Here is a 12,412-nt window from a genome sequence, read left to right on the forward strand (position 1 = left end):
TCTCTCCCAGTCCTTATTACCTTTCTTTAATCTGTACGGTGCGATTAAAGGCATTCATGATGAGGGAGATAGTCAAACTGAGAGAGAGATAGGTGAGCATTAGGAGTAACATGACTTCTACTGCTTTTCCTGTTTGATTAAAGGTGGTGGAGGCGACAAAATAAATGTCGGGGTAGCCGATGGCGATCGCTAAACTGGAATTTTTGGTGAGATTGAGATACTGGCTTGTGAGTGGGGGAATGATGACTCGCAAGGCTTGGGGGAAAATGACTAGGCGCATGATTAAGCTGGGGTTTAATCCTAGCGATCGCCCTGCTTCCCATTGTCCCTTCGATACTGACTGAATCCCTCCTCGGACAATTTCCGCAATAAAAGCTCCAGTGTAAAAAATTAGCCCCAGCAGTAAAGCAGAAAACTCTGGTGAGAATGTAAACCAAGGTAGTTCTAGTCCATTTTGGCTCAGGCTAATAAATCCCCCAAGAGAAATTTTATTATCTGCTTTGGGAAGCCCTAAAAAAACTGCAAAGTACCAAAACAACAACTGTAAAAGTAATGGGGTATTGCGGAATATCTCTACATAAACTAAGGAAATGTTCCGCACTAACCAGTTATCAGATAATCTGGCAATTCCCGCAATGCTCCCAACAATTGTTGTCAGAATGACGCCAACAAATGCTATTCGTAATGAATTAATTAGTCCTACCCATAAAGCCAGACTATAAGTATCAGTTGGTTTATAAGCAATCAGCGTTTCGCCGATATCAAAAGAGGCTTGCTGCTTGAGAAAATCAAAGCCAAATTGAATGCCCAATCGTTGCAAATTGCGGTTGAGATTACCTAACAGGATAGTCACTACAAATGCAGCTAAAAATAAAGCAATCAATTGCCCAGCAATATACCAGAAGCGATTATCACGCCAAAAAGGAGGTTTTTCGTTGGTCATTGAAACTTTGCGGTGCAATTCTTGTATATATATAGTCCATAGTCATTTTTTTTGCACTCGTCTAGCGGAACGGTGGAGAGTATAATAATCCGCCTTTTGACCACAGTTGGTTTTGACCTCGTGCTAAATTAAGCTTTGTTTTGGGGCCGAGGTTGCGATCGTAAAGTTCGCCGTAGTTCCCTACGTGTTTGATGATTCTGGCGGCGAAGTCGTTAGTTAAACCAAGTCCTTGACCTAAATCACCTTCGGTTCCTAAAAAGCGTTTAACATCTGGGTCGTTACTAGTCGTAAATTGACCTAAATTTTGAGAATTAATCCCTAATTCTTCACCTTTAATTAGGGCATAAACTACCCAATTCACAGTATCACTCCATTTAGCATCACCTTTAGCAACTGCTGGTGCAAGTGGTTCTGAAGAAATAACTTCATCTAAAACCACATTATCCTCCGGTTTGGGTAGGGTTGTGCGTCTGGATACTAAGGCTGAACGGTCGGCGGTGATTGCATCACAACGTCCTTCAGCATAGGTGGCGAAGGTAACGTTAACGTCTTCAAACACAACTGGCTTATAGGTGATGTTGCGCTTCCGCATTTGGTCTGCTAAGTTCTGCTCAGTTGTAGTACCTGTTTGCACACATATGGCTTTGTCTTTCAGGTCTGCTAGAGATTTGATGGCGCTATTTTTGCGAACCATGATTGCTTGACCGTCGTAAAAGACTACAGGTGCAAATTCTAGACCAACTGAGGTAGCGCGGCTGAGTGTCCAAGTAGTGTTACGGCTGAGAATATCTACTTCGCCAGTTTGCAGCGCTGTAAATCGTTCTTTAGCGCTGAGGTTACGAAATTCTACTGCATCTGGGTTGTCAAACAAAGCTGCGGCGATCGCTCGACAAACATCTACATCAATACCGCTATACTCACCATTAGTTCCCACAAAACTGAATCCTGGGACTTCGCCACTGACACCGCAAATTAACTGACCACGATTTTTAATCGTATTCCAGCGATTTGCGACTAATGTACCTCCTGAATTAGTAGATGCGTCGGTCGTTGGCGCTGAATCTCCTCCACAAGCAGTAGTCGTAAAAATTAACGATGCTCCCAGGATAATAACTAATTTATTCATAAACATCTAAGTTAATGACCCTCCAAAAGTGTTGCTGAATACAATAAAGTTATGGCAACAAATTGATGTTTGTAATATAAGGCTTTTTGGGTACTGATAACCATTCTATTTAATTCATGAAATTGCTCATAAAAGCTAGTAATGGGTAGTACGACAAAAATAGTATGCAGGCTTATAATTGGTCAGACATATATTAAATTTTATTTTTAGATATTTGGATTCAATGCCTGATGAATATCAAATAAAATATCGCATCTTTCATTAATTGAGAAACCAGATAGGCTACTCATTTGAGAATTTGAGTACCTGAGAATTCGCCAAATTTCTGTAATATGAGAAATCTGGATATATCCACCAACAGATTTATCTAGTTGTAGTAAGACTTTCTGTATCCTGACGAAAAAGAGAGCAGCCATTATGTCAATTAATCCAGATGCCCCTAAAAGGTTACACTAGTCCTGGTGACAAATGCTCCACCATTTTTTCGAGAGGGTTTTATGGGAGCTAACCTCAAACAAATTGCTAATTACTTAGACAAATTAGGTTGGGACTACCGTCTTGAGGAAGAAGAAGACCGCATTATTACAGGTGTGGACGCTGACAACCTAGAAGACTTTCTCATAGTTGTCCAACTAGACGAAGAAGGAAAATTTTTTCGAGTATTTGCGCCGCAAGTTCTGGCTGGAGTACAAGACCATCCTTACAAGGGAGCTATCTTACAGACGATGCTAGCAATTTCTTGGGAAACGAAAATGCTGCAATGGGAATATGACCCGTCAGACGGTGAAATTAGAGCAATCATTGAGTTTCCCTTAGAAGACTCGATCCTCACCGAGAGGCAATTTCATCGGTGCCTGAGTGGATTAATTCAGATTGTGGACAATATAGCTATACCCCGATTGATAGAAGTGATGAAAACAGGTCATGATCCTGGGAATATAGAACTTGGTGAAAGAATATTATTGAGTATTCAGGAAGAAGCTCCTGGATTATTAGAAATACTAGAAAAAGCAATGGAAGCGCGAAAGAAGCGGGGTAGATTTCCTACAGAGTGAGACGCATCATCACTTAAATAGCTATCATTAACTGCATACACCACGATAAATGGAAAGGAGCGCTGAGGATAGAGGCCAGATGTTCAAACTTTTTACCCAGGACTCAGCACTCAATACTCTTCCAAGTCAGCTATACTCCAAAGTGATACCCTCACAATATACTGAAATTTTCTAGGGCTGGATTTTATGACATCCTATGCAACCTCCTCTGCTAAAGCGGAAATGAGTGAACTTCGGCGGTTGAAAGGCCTACTACCGCCAGAATTGCAGAGCTGGGTCACGGTTGAAGGTACAACTGAGGTCAATCCACCCCTGATCCGTAGCGAAGAAATTGGTAAAGACCAGGTAGAAATTCAAATTGACTTGGTTAAATGGGATGCTCTGGCAATGGATCAGCGTAATCTGCTATTTTGGCATGAAGTAGCCCGTATTCAAAATGACACAATTCCCAAAGATGGTTGGGAAATGGCAGCATTAGCCATTGGTTTGGGCGGTGCTGTGGGTGAGTTATGGGTACAGGATGGATTATTGTTGGTGTTGGCTTTGGCGCTGTGCGGTGTTTCTGGCTGGCGGCTGTATCAAAAGAATAATGGGGAAAAACAAATTAGAGAAGTGCTGGATGCGGATGAAAAAGCGATCGCCCTGGCAACTCGCTTCGGTTATAGTCTTCCCAATGCCTACAAAAGTCTTGGTAGCGCTTTAAAAACTCTCATTGATACTACTCCCAGTAAACGCCAACGCTCCCGCTATGAAGCCAGACTGTCGGCACTCAAACGCAGCGCTAACAAAGCAAAAGCTAAATCTAAAGCCACTGATGAAGACTAAGAAAAATACATGAAGTGGATAATAACCGCATAAATCTCTCTATTTTTGTGCCTCTGTGGTTGAAAATTTATTTAACCCCAGAGGCACAAAGGTAAAAGGCTACAAGATAAACTAATCTAGCCGCTCACCTCTTGCAGAGTGTATTGTACACAACGAAAAAACACTATATAGCCTTGGCCTTACAAAGTTTTTAATTTCATCAGAGAAATTTACAGAAATTTGTTGGTTTACTCTTCATAACTGATTTAACATTTTATGAGTCTGCGGCACGACGCGAACGTATTTTAAAAACCGTTTCATCGAAGTTTGCCACGTCAAAACATCTGCTGGAGCAGGAGCAAGCGCGGGTGTTTGGCTGAATTGATCAGACTCGGCTAGAGGCGTGACAGGCTGCAAAAATACAGGGATTTCAGGACTGACATCTGCTACAAGTAAAGCCGCACGTTCCAATTCAGCTAAGTCTGTGCGATGAGAGATAATTATTTTGACAAAAGTCTCTGATTGTGAATGACAAAGTTGAAGGAATTGGGAATGTGCTTGCCAATGAGATTCACCACTGACACTAGGGAGTTTCAAATCCATACCCACAGAGTCTAGATAGGGTAAAATCGTAGCCAATTGTTCTGGGCGATGTCCGCCAGTCTCTAGGTATATAGGTAAACCAGTGAGCGATCGCACTTTGGGCAAAAATTCCTGTAAAAAAGGAGCATGAAGAAGCGGTTCTCCACCGGTCAAGCTAATGCTATCGTGTAGACAAGGTAAATTTTGCCTTTCAACCCATTCGATGAGAGTGGTTAGAGGGACAGGATTTGGGTGACTTTCAAAATCTCGCAGTCCTGGCGATCGTTCTATCCTACAACTAGCAGGCGCATTCCATGTGTGGGCGCTATCGCAAAAGTGACAGCGCAAGTCACAAAAAGCAAAGCGAATAAAAATTTGACGTGTCCCGACATTCAGTCCTTCCCCTTGAATAGCAGAAAAGACCTCAACCAGGCGTGCAGTAGGTTCGGCTGTAGTTTTAGCAGTCATGGGTGTAATATGCGATCGCACTACGTCGATGCAACAACAAGTATGTTTTTTAGCTTCTTGTTCTATTGTGAATCTTTGTAGGCAATCTCTAGTCTGATCCTGAGTAACTAACTATGAGTCATTACTCCTACTGATTAACATAAGGTTAGGTAATTTTCTAGAACAAAATAATGTGTGGCAGATTAAATGTACATGGCAACCAAAGTGCAGAGCTTCATGACTAGCCAACCCACAGAGGTAAATTTTCTAGTTACCACCCTAAATGAAACCCTAATAGTGCAGGTTCCTGTCCGATTAAGCGTGCTGGAAGCAGTGGGCTTTAAGCAAACCTGCCAAGAATTAACCAAAGGAAACTCTCATCCCAAGGAAATCATTATTGATTTTCAACAAACTACCTTTATGGATAGCAGTGGCTTGGGGGCCTTAGTTAGTAACTTTAAAACCACTAAAGAAAAAGGAATTGTCATGATCCTGCGGAATGTCACTCCTCAGGTCATGGCAGTATTAAACCTCACCGGACTAGATAAAGTTTTTTCTATTGAACCCAGTAGCAATATATCCCCAACAGAAGCTGAGAATGCTTTAGATAATCAGAAAGCTTCTACTCGTAAAATAGAGCAACTACCTACCACTCATCCCTCTGTTGCATCCTGGACTAAACGATTTTTGGATATTATTGGCGCTTTAGTGGGTTTGGTAATCACGGGAATTTTGTGTATTCCCATTGTGATTGCAATTCAAATCGATGACCCAGGCCCCATTTTCTTTGGACAAATCCGTTGTGGTTGGATGGGTAAACGCTTCAAAATTTGGAAATTTCGCTCCATGTGTGTGGATGCGGAAGCGAAAAAATCTCAAGTTGAGAACCAGGTACAGGGGGCTTTTTTCAAGAATGAAAACGATCCTAGAATTACACGAGTAGGCAGATTTTTACGGCGTACTAGTCTGGATGAATTTCCTCAATTTTGGAATGTTTTGAAAGGAGATATGAGTTTAGTAGGGACTAGACCACCTACACCCGATGAAGTAGAACGCTATGAAGTACCAGAATGGCAACGTTTGGATGTTAAACCCGGTATGACTGGGGAATGGCAAGTAAATGGTAGGTCTAAAGTTCGTAGTTTTGAAGATGTAATTCGTCTAGATTTGCTATATCAAAAAAACTGGAGCTTGATGTATGATTTGAAGCTAATTTTCAAAACTGTAGCTATTCTATTTAATAGAAATAGTGGCGCTTATTAGCAGATTTATATGATTGGGTGACCAACAAAACCCATTGCTGCCATTAACTAAATACAATCATTTTGTAAAATCACCAAGAATCTCTGATGAGAATATCAGGGATTCTTATTTTTTATTAAAAATAATTTTGCAGTATTTAAGTAGGTTTTTATTTTATTGAAATTAATGCCAAGATGGCTTATGGCGAAACATGGAAGGCGATATTATTAATTAGTATTTGCAGGAATATCACAACTCGAACAATATTCATAAACTTTACGGAAATGCTGAATTACAAATTTATCTGCGTCCATTTGCAGTTATTTTTTTCTGCCTCTAATTCATTGGTATGATAATCACTACAGATTTTATTGGAAAATAATAGTATCAGGGCAATTATGATAACAATCGTTAAAAAAGTTCGCAACGAAATAATTAGAAAAATATATCGAATACCATTGTTTAGTAATACGGCTGATATTGCATATCAAACAGCGATCACTCAACATACTAATCATCTACCATATCTTGCAGACAGTGATTTATCTTTGGTTAAAAATCTTCAAGAAGAAGGGATTGTGATAACTTCATTAACAGAATTATCAATTCCCTCTACGATGGAAATGCTCCAAGCGGCAAAACTTTTGAAGACAAAAATACCGATAAATATTGCTGGAAATCAAAATGAATTTACTGTTCATGCTTCCTCTGAGCAAATTAGAGAGCATTCTAGTATTTTCTTCTGGGGACTTCAGGAGAGATTACTTAATATCGTAGAAAACTATCTTGGTTTGTCAGTAGCTTATCATGGTGCTTATTTTCGGCGAGATATTAACAATCAAGTGCGAAAAAAATCTCGATTATGGCATCTGGATAAAGAAGACAGGAAGATGCTCAAAATTATTATTTATCTTAACGATGTAAATGAAGATGGTGGGCCTTTTGAATATATCCCCAAGTCTTTGACTTCGCATATTTCTAAGTCTTTGAAATATGATGATACTTATATAAAGGATGAGACTATGGATCAGGTTGTATCTTCATCTTATTGGCAGCCCTGCACAGGAAAATCTGGGGCAGTGATTTTTGTTGATACTGCTAATATTTTTCATAGAGGAAAACTACCTCTATCTTCAGACCGATTGTCAATATTTTTCGATTACACTACTAGACAACCAAAACACCCATTTTATTGCAAGTCTTCTCTGAGCAACAAAGATTTATTGGCTGTTAGTGCAGAACTATCTGAAAATCAAAAACAATGTATATTTTGGCAGCACAATTATAATTAAATTTACTATTACTTTGAGTTTTTCACCATAATCACTTATACAAATAGGTTTACCAATATCTCAGTTACAGTACAGCCGTTAATGAATAATTGGGACGGTACGATAGCGATCGCCTAACTATAACATGGAGTTTCGACAAGCCTCACTTGTAACACATCTTTTAATTATTTAAGATGGCGGTAAAATTTATCACTAGTGATGTAAAAGAGTTAAATTATGGCTACCCTATTCATTCCGTGGATTCCGCCGATAGTTCCGCCATCTGTCCAGTATAATATTTTACTTTTTTAATAACTAACTGTAGCAACTGCTGTTGTAGTTTTGTGATTTGTCATGGTAGCATATGCTTCGTTGTTTTATTGGCTAACTTTTCTATACACAAATAGTAAGCACGCAAACTTTATGCAAGTCTAATATTAAGCCATATTAAATATTGATGGCATTTGGTAATGATTTAGTCAGACCAAACTGTATTGACAACTTTTGAACTTATGAAGAGGGAAAGAGGATAGGTTTTCACTACTCTTTACTCTGAAATCTCTAGTTTCATCAAAGTTTTGCAGAGACTTTTAAACAAGGAATATCTGATGACACCAACTCATAGAGAAAGCTATAAAATAGAGAAACTCAAGCTAACTTTTTTTGAATTCCCCCCGGCGCTTAAGTCTTTAAACTTTAGTAGTTTTGTCATTGGAGAGAGCTTATCTTTTTTTGGCTCTTGGATGACACAAATTGCCTTAGTATGGTTGGTTTATCAATTAACAAATTCAGCTATGTTAGTTGGAGTAGCTGGATTTACTAATCAAGCTGTAGGCTTATTTGTAACACCATTAGCCGGAGTTTTACTAGACCGATGGAATCTACGATATGTTTTGCTAACAACGCAAACAGTGTCTATCATCCTATCTTCAACATTAACCTTTCTTACCCTGAACAATCACATCAACGTTACGTGGATAATTCTGATTGGGATGCTTCAGGGAACTGTGAAAGCGTTTGACTTACCAGCACGTCAAGTTATTATTCCCAGACTGGTGGAAACCAAAGCAGATGTTTATAGTGCAATGGCTTCCCATTCATTCATGATTAATACTGCTAAGTTCGTCAGTCCAATGATTGGCGGTATATTAATTGCTCGGTCTGGTGCAGCTTCATGCTTTTTAGTTGATGCTATTAGTTACTTGCCATTTATATCAGCAATATTAACCATTGAAGTCAAGTCACTTCCTAATAGTTCATCTCATAAAAAAACACCTATCTGGGAACATCTCAAAGAAGGATTTGTTTTTGCCTATGAATTTGTGCCAATAAAATATCTTTTGATATTACAAATATTAGTTTGCTTTATGGCAATGACTTATGTAAACTTAACACCTATATTTGCAAAAGAAATTTTAAATGGTAATGCGGAAACTCTAGGATTTTTGATGACTGCTTCAGCTTTGGGTTCGATAGTATCCGGGCTGTATTTAATTTCGCGGAAGAAAGCTTTGGGCTTGGTGGAGATTATAGCGCGTTCCGCTATACTTTTAGGCTTAAGTTTAATAATGTTTTCTCGTTCAACAGTATGGGAATTCTCTCTGATTTTTATTTTTCTGATAGGGATGAACAATACTCTAACTCTAGCAGCACTCAGCAATTTTATGCAGTTAATTATTACTGATGAGAATAAAAGAGGTAGGGTAACTAGCATATTTACAACTGGTTTCTTGGGAATACTACCCATTGGAAATTTATTTTTTGGTGCATTAGCCAGTCAAGTTGGCGTGGCAAATGCTTTATTGTTTGGCGGTATTTGCTGCTTGATTGGGGGGTGTATATTTGCTAGACAAATATCCACTATTAAGAGAATAGTAAAACCCATATACGAAAGTGTGGCTTGAATTAGCCAATCTAGTGGATGATGAATAATATAAAAAAAGCTCACAAGTCATAAACATCTTGTGAGCGAATAAATTATTCAGTTACTTCTGGATAGTAAATAAAAAGGTGATTGGGTAACTGAATTGCAGTTAGTAGGTAAATTTTCTACCGATAATCTTGATTTTGAATACTCCGCAAACGAGCAGCGTCACGCATACCATATTCTGAGCGAGTAAAGCGATTTAGTTGCGCTTCAAAGAAGTCGCGGTTAGCTTGTAAATGTTTAGGATTGGGGTCATCTAAAGGATATAAAAGTGCTGTTCGCAATGCTTGAATTACGGCAGAGGTAACGTTGTACATTGAACGTTGGAAAGTAATTCCCAACTGAATCAACATATCTTCTTCCCCACGACAATATTTTTTGTAGTAATCAACAAGATATTGTGGTAAGAAGTGCAACATATCTTGCATGAGTAATGTGGGAGGAATACCCGCAGTTCCTACAGGAAACACATCAGCGTAAAGAATACCGTAGTGGAAGTCTTTTTGGTCAGCAGGTACTTGACCGGCTTGAGCGTTATAGGATTTAGTCCCACGGAAAGGGGCTGTGCGATAGAAAACGGCTTCTACATAGGGTAATGCGGCTTCGTATAGCCAGGTAAAACCTTTAGATTTAGGAATGATTTCGTAGCATTCACCACGGATATATACATGATGGTAAATTGGACGACCTGCGATCGCAAATATGCCGTTAACCAAAAAGTTCATTGCATCTGGAACACCCTTAAAGCCACCTTCATCATAGATATCCGACATTTCAAAGAACACTGGGGCCATGACTTCCCAGAATAAGCCCAAGTTAGAGTAGTAAGACATTTGGCGGCACTGTTCCAAGAACATATCCGGAAACAGCTTATAAAGCCCCAACATGACTGGGTTGCCTTGAAAATAAGCTTTAATTGCTCTATCAGCGTTAGCCTTATATTCTTCTGAGTCTAGGTAAGCGTCAAATTGGTTAACTGGCGCATACATCTTACGGTGCCAAAGCATAGCCTGCATACAAGCCTCGGCAAACTCCATGTTAATGCGATCGTGCAACAAATGATGCAATAATTTTGGCATCTTAAAGGTTTCACCCTTTTCCATAAATGCCAAAAGTTCTGGATGGGCTGTAGCTACACCTCGCCAAATTCTTAAATCAGCATCATCACCGGCGTAATGATTATGTAGGTCTAAATATTCTTGGGAAATGAAGTATTTAAAAAAGGGAAATGGGTTTAGAAATACTTGTTCAGCAATATAAAGTAGGTCGCGCCAGTAAAAATCCATCGGCACAGCATAAGCCTTATATATGCCGATGATTTGCATCAGGTTCTCTGGTGTATCTGGCAACATAGAACCGCCTGCTTCTAGGCGATAAATTATATCCGCAAATTCATGCTGAGAAGGAGGGATTTTTGTTGTGGGTTTTTCTGGAGTTTGTACCATCGTGATTTCCTAATCTTCAAGAAGGTTACTTAGTCAGATGTGGGTTTTGAGTAATTCTCTGGTTGACTACTTCAAAGCAACTTGCGAGATTACTGTTTTTTCCACAGGAGGAATCGCTGCGACCATTGCTGTAGTTGTGGGTTCACTCCACCGCACTAACCAAGTTGGTTGTACTCCTAGAAAGATGATTAAGGCTGCCAGAATTAAGGCTGGTGTTTTCTCTGACCAAAGAACTTTGGCGTAGTAGGCTTGGTTGTTATCGAGTCTGCCAAAACAGGTGCGGTTGAGGAGGATAACAAAATAAACTGCTGTTAGACCGCTAGATGCGACACACAATAAAGTAGAGAAAGGGAAGGCGGCAAAGCTGCCTTGGAAGACGATAAATTCGGCGATGAACCCTGTTAAACCGGGAATACCTGCGCTAGCCATGCCACTTAAAACTAGTAATGCACTAATCAGGGGTAAACCGCGAATTGGACTCATTAAACCGTTGAGTTTGTCTAACTCCCTTGTGCCAACTTTCTCTTCTATGACTCCCACCAAATGGAAAAGTATAGCCAAAATCAAACCGTGGCTGAACATTTGGGATACAGCACCCACGAGGGCTAGAGAAGTGCTGGCAGCACTGGCTAATAATACATAACCCATGTGACCGATGGAACTGTATGCTACCATGCGCTTGATGTCTTTTTGGGCGATCGCAATTACTGCCCCATAAATTGCACTCACAGCCCCCCAAATTGCTAAGGTTGGCGCGACAGTACTCCAAGTTTGCGGAAACATTCCTAGTCCAAATCGCAAGAGTCCATAAGTTCCTAACTTTGCCAACACGCCACCCAAAAGAATGGCGATTGGTGCGGAAGCTTCTACGTAAGCATCAGGCAACCAAGTATGAAAGGGAACCAAAGGAATTTTGATACCAAAGCCTAAGATGATTCCTACGAGTAGAATCAGTTGCAGTCCGGCAGAGAGATTTTGGGTAGATACAGCATCAAAGGCGAAACTGGAAGAACCCGTGAGCCAAACCATACCCAAGAATGTAGCTAGAATGAAAGCCCCAGAAACGGCGGTGTAAATTAGAAACTTAATCCCAGCGTAAGCACGTTTTTCTCCTCCCCAAATCGAAATTAATAAATAAAAGGGGATTAATTCTAGTTCGTAGAAGAGGAAAAACAGTAGTAAGTTTTCAGCTAAGAAAGCACCTGCAACTCCACCACTGACTAGCAGAATCATTGAGTAAAAAAGGCGGGGGCGTTCTGTTTGTTTGCTACTGCTGTAAATAGCAATCCAGGTGAGGAGGCTATTTAATACCAACATCAAAATTGATAACCCATCAACACCTAATTGATAACTCAAACCCAATGTCTCGTTCCAAGGGAGATATTCTTGAAACTGCATTCCTGGATAGCTGATATCAAATTTCAACAGAATAAACAGATTCCAGAGTAATACGATTCCTGCAACAGTTAAAGCTACTAAGCGAACACGGCTAGATTGATTGGGATTACTAGGCCAAAATCCGATAACTATAGCACTTAAAATTGGTATCCAAATTAGTACACTAAGCATA

11 protein-coding genes are annotated in these 12,412 nt (G+C 39.8%); 5 read left to right on the forward strand and 6 right to left on the reverse strand.

Annotated features, from left to right (window positions below):
* Positions 1-16 precede the first annotated feature (16 nt).
* The 3 genes from GSQ19_RS08920 to GSQ19_RS08930 form a co-directional block, all read right to left on the reverse strand.
* Complete coding sequence (locus GSQ19_RS08920; RefSeq protein ID WP_011317598.1) at positions 17-943, reverse strand: amino acid ABC transporter permease; 927 nt, start codon at positions 941-943, stop codon at positions 17-19.
* Positions 944-1,004: 61 nt separating this feature from the next.
* Entirely contained in the window at positions 1,005-2,069 is a 1,065-nt protein-coding gene (locus GSQ19_RS08925) for an amino acid ABC transporter substrate-binding protein (protein ID WP_104009886.1), read from the reverse strand.
* A gap of 206 nt (positions 2,070-2,275) precedes the next feature.
* Positions 2,276-2,485 carry a hypothetical protein gene (locus tag GSQ19_RS08930; RefSeq protein ID WP_153228354.1) on the reverse strand — a complete coding sequence of 70 codons (210 nt, stop codon included), beginning with the start codon at positions 2,483-2,485 and terminating at the stop codon, positions 2,276-2,278.
* A gap of 81 nt (positions 2,486-2,566) precedes the next feature.
* On the opposite strand from GSQ19_RS08930, the gene GSQ19_RS08935 reads away from it, so the two are divergent.
* Both GSQ19_RS08935 and GSQ19_RS08940 read left to right on the forward strand, forming a co-directional pair.
* Entirely contained in the window at positions 2,567-3,124 is a 558-nt protein-coding gene (locus GSQ19_RS08935; protein WP_011317600.1) for a hypothetical protein, read from the forward strand.
* 186 nt (positions 3,125-3,310) lie between these two features.
* A complete protein-coding gene (locus GSQ19_RS08940; protein WP_011317601.1) occupies positions 3,311-3,949 on the forward strand; it encodes a DUF3318 domain-containing protein in 639 nt (212 codons plus the stop codon).
* A 234-nt stretch (positions 3,950-4,183) separates the two neighbouring features.
* On the opposite strand, the gene GSQ19_RS08945 is transcribed toward GSQ19_RS08940, so the two are convergent.
* Positions 4,184-4,978 (reverse strand): 7-carboxy-7-deazaguanine synthase QueE, encoded by a 795-nt coding sequence (locus GSQ19_RS08945; protein ID WP_011317602.1) that lies wholly within the window; start codon positions 4,976-4,978, stop codon positions 4,184-4,186.
* Between the two features lie 192 nt (positions 4,979-5,170).
* Between GSQ19_RS08945 and GSQ19_RS08950 the strand changes: the two genes are divergently transcribed.
* The 3 genes from GSQ19_RS08950 (at position 5,171) to GSQ19_RS08960 (ending at position 9,374) form a co-directional block, all read left to right on the forward strand.
* Positions 5,171-6,220 (forward strand): anti-sigma factor antagonist, encoded by a 1,050-nt coding sequence (locus GSQ19_RS08950; RefSeq protein WP_041455989.1) that lies wholly within the window; start codon positions 5,171-5,173, stop codon positions 6,218-6,220.
* 377 nt (positions 6,221-6,597) lie between these two features.
* Positions 6,598-7,491, forward strand: a complete 894-nt coding sequence (locus GSQ19_RS08955; RefSeq protein WP_011317604.1) for a phytanoyl-CoA dioxygenase family protein — start codon at positions 6,598-6,600, stop codon at positions 7,489-7,491.
* Between the two features lie 587 nt (positions 7,492-8,078).
* Positions 8,079-9,374 carry an MFS transporter gene (locus GSQ19_RS08960; protein WP_011317605.1) on the forward strand — a complete coding sequence of 432 codons (1,296 nt, stop codon included), beginning with the start codon at positions 8,079-8,081 and terminating at the stop codon, positions 9,372-9,374.
* A 145-nt stretch (positions 9,375-9,519) separates the two neighbouring features.
* On the opposite strand, the gene GSQ19_RS08965 is transcribed toward GSQ19_RS08960, so the two are convergent.
* Complete coding sequence (locus GSQ19_RS08965; protein ID WP_011317606.1) at positions 9,520-10,842, reverse strand: CO2 hydration protein; 1,323 nt, start codon at positions 10,840-10,842, stop codon at positions 9,520-9,522.
* A gap of 66 nt (positions 10,843-10,908) precedes the next feature.
* Complete coding sequence (locus GSQ19_RS08970; RefSeq protein WP_011317607.1) at positions 10,909-12,411, reverse strand: NADH-quinone oxidoreductase subunit M; 1,503 nt, start codon at positions 12,409-12,411, stop codon at positions 10,909-10,911.
* Position 12,412: the final 1 nt, after the last annotated feature.

The sequence above is a fragment of the Trichormus variabilis 0441 genome (assembly GCF_009856605.1).
Lineage (GTDB): Bacteria > Cyanobacteriota > Cyanobacteriia > Cyanobacteriales > Nostocaceae > Trichormus > Trichormus variabilis.